The following is an 18022-nucleotide window of genomic DNA, read 5'->3' as shown; positions in this document are numbered from 1 at the left end:
GCCCGGCTTTAAAGCCGGTTATTTTCCATGTGGTAAAAACGGAATCAAAGATTGAGCAACCGCATGAATTGGCATTGTCTGTACAATTATTTTTCCGGGACCGGTAACTTTCGTGTTAAATAAACCCTCCCCGCCGAAAATCATATTTTTTATACCCTTTATCATCTCTACTTCCATCTTACAGGTTTCTTCCATTGCTGCAAGATATCCCGTATCCAAAAGCATTGTTTCGCCGGCACCCAAAGTATATTCTACTGCAGAACCGTCAATCTCAAGAAAAACTGTTCCATTGCCCGAAAGTTTTTGCATTATAAAACCTTCTCCTCCGAAAAAACCTGCTCCCAGCCTTTTTTGAAAGAAAATCGAAAGGTCAACGCCTTCAGTTGAAGCTAAAAAAGCGGTTTTTTGTGCAATCAGGGAAGAACCCGAAGTAATTTCAAATGCCTTTATAGCACCGGGGAACCTTGAGGCAAAAGAGATTTCTCCGTCGGTAGTTGCAGTATATTTGTTTAAAAATAAACTTTCTCCCGAAAACATCCTGCCTATGGCCTTACCGACTCCGCCGGCAGAGGTCTCCATAGAAATTCCGGAACTCATCCATGCCATTCCGCCTGACTGAGTTATCATCTTTTCACCGGCTCTAAGTTTACAAACAACAGCAGGAAAAGCATCTCCAATAATTTTGTATTCCATAAAAAACTCCTAAAAATTAAGATTAAAATAAGAAAAAATACCTGCAAAAAAGTCACAGTTTTTGCAGGCTTTCATAAACCTAAAGCGGCTCCAAACGGAGCCGCATAAAATTACTTAGATTTTTTTGCAGCCATCTTCTTGGCAGAAGCCTTTTTAGCTGATTCAGGCTTTTCTTTTACAGCTTTTACCGATTCATTTTTTTCGGCAGATTTAGCCGTTTCTGAAACGGCTTTACGGGGCGCTTGGATTTTAGGTTCAAGTTTTATACCAGCTTTTTCCGCATTTTCCAATTCAGCCTGCGCAATCGAAAGAAGAGCAATAGGTACTGAATATGACGAACACGAAACATAGTTCAATCCCGCATCCATACAGAAGCGTACGTTTTCGGGACGGGCTCCATGTTCACCGCAAAGACCTAAGTGCAAATCGGGCCGGGTAAGCTTACCGCGTTGAATTGAAATTTCGATTAAGTCCCTTACTCGGCTGTCAAGCACGGCAAAGGGGTTCCCATCGATAAGGTCGTACATCGTGTAGTCGGGCATAAAGCTGTTAAAATCGTCGCGTGAAAGACCCAATGTTGTCTGCGTCAAGTCATTTGTACCGAAAGAGAAGAACTGTGCATATTTTGCAATTTCATCTGAACTTAGGGCAGAAGCCGGAAGCTCAATCATAGTTCCGACCTTGTACTCAAGGTCTCCGCCTTTTACGGCTGCCTTAACTTCTTCGGCAATAGCATCAATACCTAAATAAGTATGGCCCTCAATTTTCTTTCCGTAAATAATTTGCTTTAATTCTCTAAAGTTCATTATAAGAGGAATCATAATTTCAGGCTTTACATCCACTTTTTCTTTTTTAAGTTTATAAGCTGCTTCAAAAATAGCCCTTATCTGCATTGCATAAATTTCAGGATAGCTTATAGCAATTCGGCAGCCTCGGTGACCCAACATAGGATTGATTTCGGAAAGTTTTTCAATGTCGGTAAGCAAGTCTTTTTTATTAACTTTCTTTTTTTGAGCCGTCAAATATTTTACAAAACCGTCAAGCTCAACATCATTATGGGGCAGGAATTCGTGGAGAGGCGCATCCAATAATCTTATGGTAACCTCCTTGCCGTTCATAGCCTTAAAGATGCCGTAGAAGTCTTCGGTTTGCAATTTTTGAAGTTTTTCAAGAACCTTTTTCCTTTCAGTCTCATTTGCAGCTAAAATCATCTCACGGAAGGTATTTATTCTTTTTTCGTTAAAGAACATGTGCTCGGTTCGGCAAAGACCTATACCTTCTGCACCGAAATCTAAAGCAAGCTGAGCATCACGGGGACTATCGGCATTTGCTCTTACATGGAAATTGGATAAAAATCCTTTTGCAAGACTTATAAAGTCCAAAAGACCTGAAGTTTTAGGATCGGGTTCAATCAACTTTGCTTCACCGAAATAAACGGTAGAATCCCCGTAATAAGGAACATTGAGCGTAATATAATCGCCTTCGTTTATAGTAACGCCTTCAATAACGGCCTTTTTTCCGCTTATTTTCATATCGGGACGTACAAGAGATATTTTACCGTACTGTCTGGCAACAACGGAAGCATGGGCCGAATAACCGCCTTCATTAGATATAACACCTGTAGAAACCTCTATACCCTTTACGTCTCCTGCATAGGTTGCAGGCATACATAGGATACATCTTGTGTCCATTCCTTGAAGTTTTGCTGCCCTTTGAGCTTCAATAAGGGAGTCGGCCGTAAAATAGACCCTGCCCACTGCAGCTCCCGGAGCTCCTGCTATACCGCCCTTTGATGATTTCATACCCTTTGTACTCATTATGTCTATAACGGGGTGTAGGATTTCATTTAACTGGCCGGGTTTAACGGAACGCACAACATACTCGGCATCTACTATCTTTCTATTGTACAAATCAAGCAAAATCTGAACCATTGAGATGGTGCTCTTAGCTTCAACCGATTTTTGTTCGATAAGCCAAAGTCTTCCGGCTTCAATAGTAAATCGAATATTGCGGATATCCTTTGTATAATCTTCAAGCTGCCATGCAATCTGCTGGAATTGTTTTAAATATTCGGGCTTTATTAAGTTTATATCTTTACCTTCGGCATTTACCTCATTGAATTTTTCGGCAAAGAACTGACCTTGTAATTTCTTTTCTCCGTTTACAATATTTCGGCTAAAGAAGGAGCCTGAATATGAATCCTTTCCGTAGTTTCCGTAAACCATGGGCTGAATCAAAAGGGCCACATCATGGTCGGTGTCTTCTTCGAGGGTTAAAAGACGGGCGATAAGATGGATTGACTCTTCAAGCTGGACTTTACAATCATCAAAAAAATGTTTAGGTAAAAACTTGGAATATTTATCCATGATGGCTCCCGGTTTTAAACCGATCTTACCTGACTTCATTGTTTCCTTAATTTCTTTTAATGCTTTTTCCAAATCAGCAACTTTCTTCTCGTTTTCTTCCAATTCTTCTATTTTTAGCACAACGGTTAAAATTCCATTAAGCAAAAACAGAACTTCATTTGCAGCAAAGTCTTCGCCTACATTCTCTTGAAATCCTATTACCGTATCCTTGGTAAGACCGAAGTTGTGAAGAGTAGGGTAGCTGGTGATAAGCATATTTGGTGAAATAACCAGCTTCAAAAGTAATGGAGACTCATCATCGCCGTATTCTTTTTTAACTTCTGCTCCGAATTTAGCTAAGTAAGGAGATATTTCCGAATAGATGTTAGCATCCCCTATATCCTGCATTACTGAAGCATCAATGATGATTCCCGGCAAGATGGGAAGTTTAAGTTCTGCAAATTCGTTTGCCTGCCTTCCTCGAATGCCTAATAAGTTCTTATCAACTTTTTTTCCGACTGTTTCTTTACTGTTAAAAAAATGGATATTGTTTGATATTTTCACTTTTTACTCCTTAAAATAAATTTAAAACGGTATCAGGCGAGCCTCGTAAAAAAGCTTCAAACATGGGACTGGCACCTTGTCTAAAATATTTTGATAACTTTGAAAGGTCGTTGATTTCTTCTGCAGAAACGGCAAATTGTATTGTGCTTCCGTGTTTGACCTTTCCCCACTTAAATAATGTATTTATATCTACAATACGCTCTCCGTCATAGTAAACCATAACTTCGGCGTCTTGATATTTAGCTGTATAACTTCGGATAATCCTCTTCCATGCTTCAACATTTCCGTTATGGAAAAGTTCGTTTGAAACAGGTACGGAAACAAGCTGCGACATTTTTTTAGGTCCTGTAGAAACGGCGGAGGGTCTTTCCAGATGTGAGGGTACCGAACTTGCCTGAACTTTAGCTGCAACAGCAACAGGAGCAGCAGCTTTTTTGCCCGCCCGTTTAACAACCTGCCTTTTTGTCTTTGCGGGGGCAGTTTGTTTAGGTTCAACATATACAAAGGGTCCTGTTTTTACCGATGCAGGTACGGAACAAGCTTTTTTTTCAAATAATTTTAGAATAGCTGAAATAACGGAATCGGCGATACCGGCATCTACAGCCCCCCTGTCTTGCTTACCGACATATATCAAAAGCAGCTCATTTTTTCTAAAACCCTGAATGACAGGAGCGGCAGCAGGATTTTTCGGATTTATAACAATAAAACCCAAATCAGGGTGATCATAGCCGAAAATCAAATCAACACCTGTCCATTTGGCAAGCTCGGCAACAAATGATGAAGCATCTTCCAAAATAAATTTCAAATTTTCAGATACAACTTTATAATTCCATTTATCAAGTAGAGAAACCGAAAGAATTGATCTAACTTGTTCAGGTTTTATCTTTTGTTCTCTTATCATAAGATTTATCTTATCGGCAATATTCTCTTTAGGATCACAATCATCTAAAATTTCAATAACAGACTGGATATGTTTAACTGAAGCATTAAAATCAGTCTTGTTAGCAAGAGGAACAAAAAAATTAGTCATATTAACCATAAGTACTCCTTTTTTAAGCAAAAGCCCCCGAAACGGGGCTGTTCCAGGGGCTTAAATTTTTAATCAGTTAAGCTCTAAAATCCTAAATTAAATTTCTTTAATTCCTGACTTAGCTTTTCGTCGTCCTCGTCCTGAATCAACAGAGCCTGCTTTTTTCGCTTTGACTGCGCCTCTCTTGGGTCCTCGTCGTTTAGCCGGAGCGCTCACAGCTTCAGCTGCGGGAGCTTCAATAGCAGGCGTGCTGTTCAGCATATCAATGAACTGAGAGCGTCCTGCAGCTCCGCTGGCTTTGGGATCGTCATCAGCACTGGCGAAGCTCTGTGCGATATCGGCACGTACTGTAGATCGTCGGCGGCTGAATGAAGCAAATGCAGCATCAGCAAAGCCTTTTGATACACCATGCAAGAATTCGTTGAGCACGTTGGCCATTCCGTCCAATGTAGCCTTCTTTCTCTTGATAGATGTAATATCTATATCGAGCAAGAGACCGGGCTGAATGTGGAAGGGGTTGATTAAATAATCGAATTTGTTGAATTCGGCTTCTAAGAATGAAAGTCTGTCTTCGATAACGCGTCTTTCGATAGGATATTGATAATCATACAAATCCTTCATTCTTCGGCGCATGATAATGAGCTTCTTGCGGAGCTTATCTTTTTCGTAGACATAGGTTCTGTTCATCTTTTCAACTTCAGTTTCGGGAGCTTTAACAAAAGATATCTCATCCCAAACCTTCGCTGTATCTTCGTATACGGGCTCACCGGACTGATCCTTGTACTTTCGCTTGATGAATTTCTTGTAGTTGTCGGCCAAATCGTTAAAGTCTGTGATTTTGGTCATAAACTTTGATTTGTCGTAAGTAGCCCTTACTACATCCCACAAATGCTGAATTTCAGTTTCAAAAGAACTCATCATTACTTCATAAGCCTGTCTTTCTGAAATTAACTGAGCATTGTCATAATACTTGAGTCTGATCTGATATCTTTCATCAGGAAGGTTAGCGATATCCGTATCATCATATTCGCGTAAGATTAATTCACGGGCATTTTTTAAGTTTTCGATATACTGGTATCCCATCTTTGACGTATCAAGGATTGAAGTAATCGAGTTGATGGCCGTGTTAAATCCGCGGTTTCTGATATTTTCAAGGTCGATAATCTTTTTGATGTTTTCTCTGACATTGAGCTGATCAAAGGTCTCAGGATCGATTTCAGCTCTCAAGTTGTTGATTCTTTCCATGAGCTGCTTGGATACTACATCGTATCTCTTGCTCTTGGGGTTTTCAACATCGTCATCAGTGATATCTTTTACTTTATCGATTTTTGCAAAAACGATTTCGCCGTCAGATAATTCATCCAATCCCTGATCGATTCGTCGGTCTTTTATCTTTTCAATTTCCTTGTCAATTACATCCATATAGTGATTTGACAAGAGATCCTTGATAAGATATTCGACTGTTGATTGATATTGGAAGATAGGGCTGATAAGTTCCGTATCAAGAATATTTACGGAAAGCTTAACATCGGTTACGGTCTTCGGTTTGTAGAGGTTGTCTTTAAATGCACACTTTACGATTGAGTATGCGTTTTCACCTCTAACAAAGGCTCCTACGTCCGTCTTCTGTCTTAACAATGAGTTTGTTAAGGTTTCTAAATCGTTAACACCGCGCTGTACATGGCCCTGTAAGTGTCCATACATGTTGACAATCGATTTTTCGATTTCGCCTGTGTTAAACTTGTCGGCACCGCCGACTGCATCAAGAAGATTTGCGATTTCTTTCGGAGTATAGCGGTCTAAAACCTTCATTTCCTCCCGATCGATAAATCCGCGAACCTTTTTCAGCATTTCATCTTCAGCCGTTACCATGTATCGGTTGAACATGTTCTGGTAGTTCTGGTTAAAGTAGTTGTACAGCTTTTCTTTAACACCGCCCATTACGTCCAATCTCTCAAGGACTTCTTTGGGAAGTTTTGTAGTCAAGTGGTGCAACACTTTATTTGTTTCTTCTTCAATCAGCTGATTTACTTCTTTCTGCTGATCACGATAGTCTTGAGCCAAAGAGTTTCTTGAACCCACAGCACTGGGCTTCTCGGGATGGAAAACATTCGGGCTCTGTGGTAGATCTAAATTTGCCATTCTTATCTCTCCTTACTTTTAGCAATTTTGTTATATTACAATATACATCACTATTATATAATTATAAACATATTTTGCATAATGTAAAGAGTTTTTATTTAAACTTGATGATTTTTTTTCAAATATGTTGTATAATATGGGTATAAAGCGTAAAAAAAGGAGTGTTTATGAAAATTAAAAAGCTTATTTTTATATTTTTGCTTTTATCAGGAATTTTATTTAATTTAAATGCAGGTGAAAGAACAGTGCCCGTTGATATGATTATCATGATAGATAAATCATTATCAATGCAGGAAGCGGGTAAATTCGACAGCCTAAAACAATGGGTTCTTGATGAATTGGTAGATCAAATTATCACGTATGGGGATTGGATAAGCATTTACCAATTTTATGAAAATCCCGAACATTTGCTCTCAATCGAAGTAAAAGACCGCAATGATACCGATAAAATAATAAACACAATAAATTCAATTTTACCGAATGGAAGATTTACAGATGTAGGAAAAGCTCTTGATAAAATACAAGAAGCAATCAATGAAAGAACTGAAAATGGCAGATACAAAGTGCTTTTAATGCTTACGGATCTTGAACAAGATGCTCCGATAACCTCAAAATACGGCGGTAAACAAAAAAAATTCTCAAGTCCTTATTTAATTGAGTCAAGAATTATTAAACACGATAATTGGTATGAAATTACCGTAGATATGGGACTTCAAGATAGAGTGGTAAAAACAAGTAAGGCTCTTTTTTCCGATATAATAAAGAATGATGATAAAGAAAGACTGCATTCCGATGAAACTAAAGCATTAATCAAAAAAAATCAGCCCTAATTGACAATCAAGTAATCGAGGATGTAATTAAAATATGTTCCAAAAGATAATGTATATTATTTCGGGTCTTGCGGTTTTGGTCGTATTAAGTTTGTTAATATACTTTAAATTTATGCGGTCAAATATAAAAACCGAAGACAAAATTATTACACAAACAATAATTCCTGTAGTTTCTTCGCAAATAGAAAATAACGGAGAAAAAACGGAAAATTATACTCCTAACACAGATGCAAAGATATTTCTGGAATTATTCAATGATGAAACCTTTGTTGATGCAATTTCGGATGATTTAAACGAAGACGGTGTTGAAGACCAAGTTGTTGCCGTAAAAAAACTATTAGATCCTTTTTTGTATCTGATTATTTCGATTCAAAACCCTATAACTCAAAGATGGGATAGGGTTGAAGAGATAAGAACGACAATCACACAACCTAAATCTCTTACATTTTATATTATGAATTTGACGCAGGATCCTAAATCTCTTATTTATTCGGGGATGACATCGGATAATAGACAGGCATTATCCATACAAACAATCAAAAGAGAAAGTGATGGTAATATTCATTTTTCTCAAATTGCCGACTTGCATGCGGATATACAAATTCAGATTAAAGAAATTGAAACTCGAGAAGAAGATCCGTCAAGTCTATCTTCATATCGTGTATACACTTATAACTCCGATCCTTCGGCTCCCAACACTTTAAATCAAATTGAAACGGAATACACATGGAATTCAAAAACTCAAAAATATGAAGAAGGCTTGCAAAAAGTAATCCCCGGTGAAAAAATCGAAGTTCAGCTTTTGAGAAAGCTTCAAAGCGGAAATATGGAATCTTTTAGAGATTTTTTATCAGGATTATGGTTTCAACAAGAAGAAAATAAAGAAACCGGCAGGAGTGTTTATTTTGACAAAAATGACGACCATATTATTTTTAATTTAGACAATGTTGAAGAAATATACGAAATAAAAACAACGCTGCCTAGAAGATACGGTTTATTTTTTACAACAAGCAATAAGTCAATTCCAAATATTGTAAGACGGGTAGAAGTAGAAATTAAGGGCGTCGATGAAATACAAGTTCGAGTAATAGAAGATGTTTTGAGAATTAAATTCGGCACGGCCTCTCTTTGGAACGGAAATTATAAAAAAAATACTAATTTACTTTTAAGTAATGTAAATCAAAAAGAAAATAATACTCAAAAAGTAAAAGAATTTGTATCAAAGTCTTCAAATCAATGGAAATCGGCCAATGGAACACTTTTAGACCTTTTAAGTAATTCCTATACTATTCAAAAGTCCGATGATATTGAAACAGGGTATTTTAACATATTGGAAATAAACGAAAAAATAATACTGCAAATGAAATCAACCGAGGGCATAACTAAATTCTATATGCTTGAATTTAACGAAAAAAACAATATACAAAGAATTATGTTGACAAAAGTTAAATTAAGTATAACCGATGCAATCCCTACCGGAGATGAGCCGATCGTATTTGAAAGACAAATTTAATTATTATCCTCTTGAAAGTTTCACTACTTATGTATAAAATACTTGTATGGGTATAAAATCATTTAAAGGCGGAGTACATCCGCCTGAGCGAAAGGCGGTATTATCAAGCGATAATGTCGTTAGGGTATTGCCGTCAAATAAATCAGTTTGGATTCCCGTTACGCAGGGAGGAATGCCTAATACACCTCTTGTAAGCGTAGGGGATTTGGTTGCCAGAGGTCAAAAGATAGCCGAAACCGATAAATTTATGTCGGCCCCCGTCCATTCATCCGTTTCAGGAAAGGTAAAAAAAATAGAACCTCATCTTGTAACCGGAAATACGGAAAATCTTTGTTTTTTAATCGAAATCGATGAAGAAAACAGAGAAGACTTTATGCCTCCCCTTGATCCTTTTACATGCACAAAGGAAGAAGCTCTTAAAAGAGTCAAAGATGCGGGTATCACAGGTATGGGAGGAGCCTCTTTTCCGACTCATGTAAAATTAAGCCCTCCCCCCAATGCAAAAATCGAGTATGTAATTGCAAACGGAGCGGAATGCGAGCCTTATCTTTGCACGGATGCTGCAACCATATTCGGCGATTCGGATGCTATTGTTGACGGCCTTGCCATCACTATGCGTATTGTAGGCGCAAAACAAGGCATTATAGCCCTTGAAGACAATAAAAAAGATTTAGTTCCCGTTTTGGAAAAGGCTATTTCAAAAATCAAAGCAAATCCGATTGCTGCAGGTGCCTACGATATAGAAGTTCAGCTTTGTAAAACAAAATACCCGCAGGGCGGAGAAAAAACTCTTACGGATGCAGTCGTAAATAGGGAAATTCCTTCAGGAGGCCTTCCTTTCCAAATAGGCTGCGTTATTCAAAACGTAGGAACCTTAAAAGCTATTTCAGAAGCCTTCCGTTTAGGTAAGCCCCTTATCGACAGAGCGCTGACCATAAGCGGCGGAGCCTGCGAAAAGCCCTTAAACATAATAGCCCCTATAGGAACCTGCGTCGGCGACCTTATTCCAAGTGTAGTTTCCCTTAAACCCGGAGTTGTAAAAATAATCTCAGGCGGTCCGATGATGGGCTTTGCAATGAAAAACGCCGACTTTCCCATTCAAAAAAACACATCAGGCGTGCTTTTTTTAACAAGGGAAGAAGTTTCTTTGGAAGAAGAAAGCCCCTGTATAGGCTGCGGTAAGTGTATTGACGTATGCAGCTGCCGCCTTTCTCCCGTTCTAATCGTTAGAGCCTTAAACGCAGGAAATACCGAAGAAGCTATAAGATGCGGCCTTTTGGACTGCGTAGAATGCGGAACCTGTGCTTATACCTGCCCTGCCCGTATCAAACTTGTTCAACGGTTTAAAGTAGGCAAGCAGATAGCAAGAGAAGAAAAACAAAAAAGAGAAGCCAAGGCTGCCGCAAAGGCCGCAGCAGCAGAAAAACAAGCAGCTGAAGCTAAAAAACAAGAGCCTGAGGCTAAAAAGAGCGAAGAAGGAGTCAAATAATGGCAGAATCCGATAAAAACGAAATTTTCATGTCTCCGGCACCCCATGTTGTAACACCGGTTAAAACTCAAACTCTAATGTTGGATGTTATTATAGCCCTGTTGCCTTTAACGGTCTATGGTATCTATCTTTTTTCGATATCTGCTTTGATTCGAATCATAGTTTCGGTTCTTTGCTGTGTAGGTTTTGAAAGCTTATTTAGAAAAATATGTAATCTGGATATAAGAGTAAAAGACCTTTCAGCCGTAATAACAGGCCTTTTGCTTGCTCTTGTAAGTCCGCCGAATCTTCCGATATGGATGCTAATTTTAGGCTGTTTTTTTGCAATAGTTGTGGCAAAGGAATCTTTCGGAGGCTTAGGTTCAAACGTATTTAACCCCGCCTTGGTAGGAAGAGCATTTATGTTTGTAAGCTTTTCGGGAGCAATGACCAGCTGGGTTCAGCCGGGAAATTCTTTCTTTGATGCAATGAGTACTGCAACACCTCTAAAACTTATCAATGCAAAAGAAGGTATTGCCATGAGCGCTGCCGAAATAGCAAAAACTTTAAATTTAGGCTCAACTACCGACCTTTATACCCAACTTATTTTGGGAAACCATGCAGGATGTATAGGCGAAACAAGCATACTCCTGATTCTTTTAGGTTTTGCATATCTACTCTTTAAAAAGGTTATCGATTGGAGAACGCCCGTTACTATGATGGCAACAGCCGTTATAATTACCGCAATCGGAGGTATAAATCCTATTTTAACCCTGACTTCGGGAGGTTTAGCCTTCGGAGCCGTCTTTATGGCAACCGATTATGTAACAAGCCCCGTAACGCCCAAGGGAAAACTCATTTTCGGTGCAGGCTGCGGACTTATAACCGGTCTTATCCGCTTATTTTCAGGTATGCCTGAAGGTGTTATGTACAGTATTCTTATAATGAATGCCGCAGTTCCGTTTTTAAATAAAATTATACCCGTAAAATACGGCTATGTAAAACCGCCCAAAAAGAACAAGGAGGCTGCAAAATGAAACAGATGATAAAGTTAGCCCTTACCCTTTCAGCTTATGCGGTCATAGCATGTTTGGCTCTTGCGGCAGTTTACAGCTTTACGGCCCCGAGAATTACTGAAGTAAAGGTAGAGAAAACAAGAAGAGCCTTAAATGCGGTCTTCCCTGAAGCTGAAGACTTTAAAGAAATAAGTGAGGAAATCCCTGAAGGCTTAAATAAAACCAAGTTTTTAAATGCTTATACGGCTGTAAAAAACGGAAAAACAGTAGGGCTTACTATAACAGCTAAGGGACCTACCTATGCAAGTGCAACCATATTGATAGCTGTAGACCTAAACAAAAAAATACGCAAAATAGAATTCTTAGAGCTTACCGATACGCCCAGCTTAGGAAGCAAGGCTGCGGAAGAACCCTTTATCGGACAGTTTAACGGAAAGCCTCTTGAGTCAGCCTTTGAAGTAGGAGCCGATATAAATGTAATAGGAGGGGCTACGATAACATCGAAGGGTGTTGCCGCCATTTTAAAAGATGCCTCCTTTACGGCAATAGAATACATGGCAAAAAACAACTTGGAGGAGGGAAAATAAATGAAAAACTTAGATATTTTCACAAACGGGATTATAAAAAGTAACCCTCTTTTAGTATTGATGATAGGGCTCTGTTCGTCCCTTGCCGTTACAACAAACATATTAAACGGTCTCGGTATGGGACTTGCTATGACCTTCGTAATAGTCATGAGCGAGTTAATTATAAGTATGTTCAGAAAATTGATTCCTCAGGATATAAGGATTCCGGTTTTTATCATAGTAATAGCTTCTTTTACAACCATTGTAGACCTTTTGATGCAGGCTTATACTCCTGCCCTATCGGAAGCAATGGGGCTTTTTATTAAGCTGATCGTTGTAAACTGTATTATTATGGGAAGAGTTGAGTCCTTTGCTTCAAAGGAAAGTCCCGGAAAATCCGTTTTGGACGCTCTTGGAATGGGAGTCGGTTATACGATAGTTCTTGTACTTATTTCGGCCATAAGAGAAATCTTAGGCTCGGGATCATTGGCAGGAAACGTATTTATACCCGAAGCCTATCACATACGCTTTTTTGCAAATGCCCCCGGAGGTTTTTTTGTATTCGGTATTATGATTTCGATAAACCTCGTTGCAAAAAGACTTTTAGAAAGGCCTAAGAAAAAGATTCAAAGCCCGTCTGCTCCGCAAGCCGAGCCTGAAACTAAAAAAGAGGAGGAGTAAAAAATGCCCGAAACGCTTAGTATTTTTCTTTCTGCAATCCTTGTAAAAAATGTAATTTTAATGAGGTTTTTAGCCCTTTGTCCCTTTATAGGAATGTCCTCCGATGTAAAAAAATCGGTAGGTATGGGTTGGGCTGTACTCTTTGTTACTCTTTTGGCCACCGCCGTCACCTATCCTATATACAATTACATATTGATAGGAAAACTTGAATTCCTTCAGACCCTTATCTTTATTTTAGTAATTGCAAGTTTAGTTCAGCTGGTAGAATTTTATCTAAAAAAAGCGGCTCCGGCTCTTTACAGCTCGATGGGTGTTTATTTAGCTTTGATTACAACAAACTGTGCAATACTTGCCGTTACAATCGATGTCATAGATGAAGGTTATACATTCTTACAAGCCCTTGTTCATGCGGCAGGTTCCGCTTTCGGCTTTATGATCTCGCTTTTACTCTTAGCAGGTTTAAGGCAAAGAATAGACAATGCCCCCGTTCCGAAATTCTTAAAAGGAACGCCCATTCTTTTTATAGCGGCAGCCCTTCTTTCCATGGCTTTCGGAGGCTTTGCAGGACTGATTTAAAATCAAAAGAACCTCGAAAATCTGCAAGCTGATAGGCTTACAGCTTTTCGGGGTTTATGTTTTAGAATTAGATCCTTGCCGGTTTAATTTAGTTTTAAGTGCAAGATAATCGTTCTTCCTCCGTCATCGCATACTTTCATTGCAATTCGTGTATACAGCTTAAGTTTACGCTTCAGCATTTTCCGTGCAGCGGTATAAAAGGTGCGCTGTTCTACGAGCTCCATACCTATGTTTTTTGCAAAGGCTAAACCGTCGTTTACGTAAAAGTACATCTGTGCCGAAGTATTGCCTGTTTTTTGCACATACTTATTCGCATATTTTATACCTATTTCATTTGTTGCATCAAAAATAAGTTCTCCTTTAGAAAAACGCTTTTTTACATCCGACAAGAACCGTACAATTTTTTCTTCACGGAAATATTGAAAAACTCCGGAAACAATCAGTAAAGACGGAATGGAGGTATCAATGTGCTCCGCCCATTCTAAAGTAAAAAGATCGGCACCGATAAGCCTTTCGTTTTCTTTTGCGCTTAAAATATTTTTGCGCTGCTCGATTACTTCGGGTAAATCAATTTCGTAAAAGATTGCGTTGTCCGTTTGAAGCCGAAAGATAGCTGTTTCCAGTCCCGCTCCCAGATTGATGATATTGCATCTTTTATATTTTGCAAGGAAATCTTTGATCATCCCGTCAAAATTGTAATAGCGGGCGACAGAAGCCAGCATCGTATATTCGGAAGATGATTTCCAAATCCTTTCAAGCGCATCCTCCGGAATTTTGTCTTCCAGCGATAAAGCCGTTTCATCATAAAAATATTCGGGAAAGCGCTTGGAAACATAAATCCTCGCTGCCATAGGTATGAGCATGGTATCGGTGACGCCGTTAAATTCATTCATAGGTACTTCCTCCTGATATAATAAATATACAGGTTAAATCGGGGTTTAAGTCAATAGGTGAAAACTTAAGTGTTTTTATGGTTTTATTATAAATAAAATCAAATCAGCAATGCGGGCTATTGACTTATTAAGTAGTAGTATGTTACTATTGCAGTCAAATGATTGAGTTGGTACTTTAATAAACTCAGAAAAAAATATATGGAGGAAAGAGATGAAGCGAAATTTTTTTAAACTCTTTGCTGTATTGCTGACTACAGCGATGGCTCTTAGTATTTTAGCCGGATGCGGCGGTAGTAAGAAGTCAAAAAAGGATCTTGGAAAAGTTGAGTACACTTATCGAGATGTATGGAGTGCGGGGCCTCTTAACTGGAACCCCCATGCTTGGGAGGTAAGCAGCGATAGGAATTTTATGACTTACCTGACAACACCTATTGCCGATGCAACTGTAGATGAGCCCGGAAAATGGAAGTGGGAATTTGATGCCGCTAATGATGTAAAAGACATTACGGCTTCTTTTGCAAACAAAGCAAAATACGATATTCCTGCCGATGCGACGAGCGGTCGTGTATTTCAAGTTGACTTGAATCCCGAAATGAAGTGGGAAACAGGTGAGCCCATCAAAGCTGATGACTACATTTATTCAATGCAGATGTGCTTGAGCCCTGAAATGAAAAACTACCGATCTAACGATTATTGTACAGGAACTTCGGCTATTTATAAGGCTAAAGAATATCTGGCAAACGATTTGGCCGGTAAGCCGGTTTACAAAGCTTGGACTAATGATGCTCCCGCAGATGCAAAGCTTGTGTTCAGCTTTACCGATCCTATTACGTTTTTCGGAGGTGCTGCAGAATCTTATTATAACAATGCCAAATATAAGGCTAACTTTATGGTAAACGGCGCAGACATTTTTGAAAAATACAAGGATACTAAATATTTTGAAATAAATGACCAGTCTAAAGCTGAAATTCTTGTTATTGCAAAAGCTTTTGGAGATGATAATCCCGATGCTTGGAAAGAATTTTGTGTTTACAACACCGGCGAGCTGTATCCTGAAACTCCTTGGGAAGATGTCGGTCTTGTAAAAACAGGCGAATATCAGTTTCTTTTTATTACGGCCGATCCTATTCAAATGTTTTATATGTTAAATGCCTTTGGAAGCACATGGCTGGTTCATAAAGAAACCTATGAAAAGAATTTTAAAACGGTCGAAAAACTTAAGGCAACTTCTTACGGAACCGATATGAGCACTACCGTTTCATACGGTCCTTATAAGATTGAAAGTTATGAAAAGGGCAAGCAGATTAGATTGGTAAGAAATCCCTACTGGGGCGGTTACCATGACGGCAGGCATGAAGGTCAATATCAAGCGGATGCAGTAATAATCGATATTATCGAAGACCATTCTACACAGCTTCAGCGTTTCGGTCAGGGTTTACTTGATGAATTTTCTTTGAACTCTGATGATCTTGAAAAATACAAGAAAAGCGACAGGCTGTACTATGCAGATGAAACTTATACCGACCGCTATATTTTTGCTACAAGTGACGAAGCTTTAAATGCAAGAGATAAGGAAAAGGGCAGCGGTAAACGAATTGTTTTGCGCTATAAAGACTTTAGAAAAGCTCTTTCTCTCAGTATAGACAGGGAAAAGTATTGTAGAGAAGCTACTTCAGGATTTAAACCTGCGTACTTCTTGTTAAATAGACTGTATTATTACGATATGGCCAATGATCCCAATTCGATTTATCGTGATACATTCTATGCAAAAAAAGCAATATGCGACTTATACGGCATTGAAGTTACTAAAGAAAATGTGGATGCACAGTATGCAAAAATTACTGGCCGTGACATCGAAACAGCTAGAAAGCTGTTTACAGCTGCTTATGAACAGGCTGTTGCAGATAAGGTTTATAAACCGGGTGAAATTGTTCCTATCGAAATAATGGCAAGTCCTACAGATCTTACTCCTCAACATATCAAACAGCAGGACTTAATGCAGGAATTCGTTAATGAAGGAACAAAGGGAACTCCTTTTGAGGGAAAAGTTCAAATTAAATACGAATCCGGCGACCCCAAACGCTACGACAATGTTGCTGCAGGAAAAAATATGGCTATCCGCGGAGCATGGGGCGGCGCAGCTTTCTATCCGTTTAAGACTATTCAGGTCTATGCTAATCCTACCTACATGGGAGGTTTATCTAAGATTCACGAATCAAACGGCTGGAATCCGTCTATTGAGAAGCTTAAGATTAAGATTAACAAGGTTGACGGTACTACTGTAGAAGAAGAAAGAACCTTTGAGCAGTGGTCGGCTTCTATGAACGGAAGCGGTGATTATGCAGATGCTGATGCAACCGAAAAAATGCAAATACTTGCAGCCTTGGAAAACGGTATTCTCAGTGCATATCAGTGTATTCCTTTAGGAACATATACTTCGGCGGTCTTGGTTTCACATAAGATAGACTATTACACAGACGTCTACAATATCATGTATGGTTACGGCGGTATGAAATTATTGAAGTTTAACTATACTGATGCTGAATGGGACGAATATGTTAAAAAGAACCAAGGACAACTCAATTACGAGTAAACCGAATATAGCTAAAATTTAGTTGGCTTAATTTACATCAAATACACCGCAGATTGTGTTTGTATAAACTTGCTGCGGTGTATTTCTTGAATTTTAAAACGGTGTAGATTTAGTGTATTAGTTTTCGACTAGAGGAGTTCGTTATGAAAACATTTAGGTATGTGTTAAAAAGGTTATGGCTTGGTATCATAACCTTTTGTATCATTATGACCATAAATTTTGTGCTTATAAAAATGCTGCAGCCTGAATTACCTATGATGGGGGCTGAAGCTGAGTTGGAAAAAGCTAGAAGAAGTGCATTAGGTTATGATAAACCGATAATGCAGCAGTATGGAATTTTTTTAAAAAATATTATAACGACAGGAGATTGGGGAACTTCGTGGAAGGTAGATTATCTTAAACCTGCACAAGAAGTTATTATAAGTAAATTGCCTCCTACCATCATATTAAACTTATATTCGACAATTATTTCGATCCCGCTTGGAATATTATTCGGTATTATTGCCGCTATTTATAAAAATAAGTGGATTGATCATTTTATATCTATAATTGTAATGTTATTTATATCCGTTCCGTCCTTTGTTTACGCATTTCTTTTACAATACGGTTTAGGTTATAAGTTAGGTCTTTTCCCTGTAATTGTTTCATCTTTATACGATGCAGGTGGTTCATGGTGGACATTTAAGATGTTCCACTCGATGATTTTACCGATTCTTTCACTTTCATTCGGTGCTATTGCAGGTTTTACCCGTTCAGTTCGAGCAGAGCTTACCGAAGCCCTTACCAGTGAATATATGCTTTTAGCAAGAACAAAGGGGCTTACACGGGGACAGGCTATTAGACGCCATGCGTTAAAAAATGCTATGGTTCCGGTTCTTCCCGGTATTATCGCCTTTGTTCTTAGTATAATGAGCGGAGCGATTATTACTGAAAAGATTTTTGCGATTAACGGTATCGGTAAATTATATATTACATCGATTAATTTATTGGACTATGACCTTTTTGTTGCTACAGGTATGTTCTATACAGCCATCGGATTGGTGGTAAGTGTTGTTACTGACCTTAGCTATGGTTTATTGGATCCGAGAATCAGGATAGGGGAGAGATAAATT

Annotated in this window: 14 protein-coding genes; 9 read left to right on the top strand and 5 right to left on the bottom strand. The window is 38.7% G+C overall.

Translation table 11 applies throughout. From position 1 onward, the window contains the following. Nucleotides 1-18: 18 nt before the first annotated feature. The 4 genes from E4N74_RS08830 to cfpA form a co-directional block, all read right to left on the bottom strand. Nucleotides 19-693: a TIGR00266 family protein gene (locus E4N74_RS08830; protein ID WP_255805006.1), complete on the bottom strand. Its 675-nt coding sequence runs from the start codon at nt 691-693 to the stop codon at nt 19-21. A gap of 110 nt (nt 694-803) precedes the next feature. Beyond that, on the bottom strand, nt 804-3602 hold the full coding sequence (locus E4N74_RS08825) for a putative PEP-binding protein (protein WP_255817250.1): 2799 nt from the start codon (nt 3600-3602) through the stop codon (nt 804-806). Nucleotides 3603-3612: 10 nt separating this feature from the next. Next, nucleotides 3613-4641: a hypothetical protein gene (locus E4N74_RS08820; RefSeq protein WP_044977641.1), complete on the bottom strand. Its 1029-nt coding sequence runs from the start codon at nt 4639-4641 to the stop codon at nt 3613-3615. 87 nt (nt 4642-4728) lie between these two features. Continuing rightward, nucleotides 4729-6774 (bottom strand): cytoplasmic filament protein CfpA, encoded by a 2046-nt coding sequence (gene cfpA / locus E4N74_RS08815; RefSeq protein ID WP_044977640.1) that lies wholly within the window; start codon nt 6772-6774, stop codon nt 4729-4731. 167 nt (nt 6775-6941) lie between these two features. On the opposite strand from cfpA, the gene E4N74_RS08810 reads away from it, so the two are divergent. From E4N74_RS08810 to E4N74_RS08780, 7 genes are read left to right on the top strand one after another with little or no spacing between them, the layout of a single operon-like run. Next, complete coding sequence (locus E4N74_RS08810) at nt 6942-7604, top strand: vWA domain-containing protein (RefSeq protein ID WP_044977638.1); 663 nt, start codon at nt 6942-6944, stop codon at nt 7602-7604. Nucleotides 7605-7638: 34 nt separating this feature from the next. Then, nucleotides 7639-9117, top strand: coding sequence for a pallilysin-related adhesin (locus tag E4N74_RS08805; protein ID WP_255817249.1), 1479 nt, complete (start codon nt 7639-7641; stop codon nt 9115-9117). A 46-nt stretch (nt 9118-9163) separates the two neighbouring features. Continuing rightward, a complete protein-coding gene (gene rsxC, locus E4N74_RS08800; RefSeq protein ID WP_044977636.1) occupies nt 9164-10606 on the top strand; it encodes an electron transport complex subunit RsxC in 1443 nt (480 codons plus the stop codon). Continuing rightward, nucleotides 10606-11622 (top strand): RnfABCDGE type electron transport complex subunit D, encoded by a 1017-nt coding sequence (locus tag E4N74_RS08795; protein WP_044977635.1) that lies wholly within the window; start codon nt 10606-10608, stop codon nt 11620-11622. The genes rsxC and E4N74_RS08795 overlap by 1 nt, the downstream gene beginning before the upstream one ends. Continuing rightward, the gene (locus E4N74_RS08790) at nt 11619-12188 is read left to right on the top strand and encodes an RnfABCDGE type electron transport complex subunit G (RefSeq protein ID WP_044977634.1); all 570 of its coding nucleotides are present in this window, start codon (nt 11619-11621) and stop codon (nt 12186-12188) included. The genes E4N74_RS08795 and E4N74_RS08790 overlap by 4 nt, the downstream gene beginning before the upstream one ends. Then, nucleotides 12189-12848 carry an electron transport complex subunit RsxE gene (rsxE, locus tag E4N74_RS08785; protein WP_044977633.1) on the top strand — a complete coding sequence of 220 codons (660 nt, stop codon included), beginning with the start codon at nt 12189-12191 and terminating at the stop codon, nt 12846-12848. Nucleotides 12849-12851: 3 nt separating this feature from the next. Next, complete coding sequence (locus E4N74_RS08780) at nt 12852-13424, top strand: electron transport complex protein RnfA (RefSeq protein ID WP_044977632.1); 573 nt, start codon at nt 12852-12854, stop codon at nt 13422-13424. Nucleotides 13425-13507: 83 nt separating this feature from the next. Here the strand turns inward: E4N74_RS08780 and E4N74_RS08775 are convergent, their stop codons facing one another. Next, complete coding sequence (locus tag E4N74_RS08775; RefSeq protein ID WP_044977631.1) at nt 13508-14317, bottom strand: class I SAM-dependent methyltransferase; 810 nt, start codon at nt 14315-14317, stop codon at nt 13508-13510. A gap of 211 nt (nt 14318-14528) precedes the next feature. On the opposite strand from E4N74_RS08775, the gene E4N74_RS08770 reads away from it, so the two are divergent. Together E4N74_RS08770 and E4N74_RS08765 are read left to right on the top strand one after the other, a co-directional pair. Next, the gene (locus E4N74_RS08770; RefSeq protein WP_255817248.1) at nt 14529-16910 is read left to right on the top strand and encodes an ABC transporter substrate-binding protein; all 2382 of its coding nucleotides are present in this window, start codon (nt 14529-14531) and stop codon (nt 16908-16910) included. Nucleotides 16911-17053: 143 nt separating this feature from the next. Next, nucleotides 17054-18019, top strand: coding sequence for an ABC transporter permease (locus E4N74_RS08765; protein ID WP_255805001.1), 966 nt, complete (start codon nt 17054-17056; stop codon nt 18017-18019). The last annotated feature ends 3 nt before the right edge of the window (nt 18020-18022 follow it).

Source organism: Treponema putidum (assembly GCF_024401155.1).
Taxonomy (GTDB): Bacteria; Spirochaetota; Spirochaetia; order Treponematales; family Treponemataceae; genus Treponema_B; species Treponema_B putidum.
Note: the sequence above shows the minus strand (reverse complement) of the source record. Positions and strands in the feature narration are given on the sequence as shown.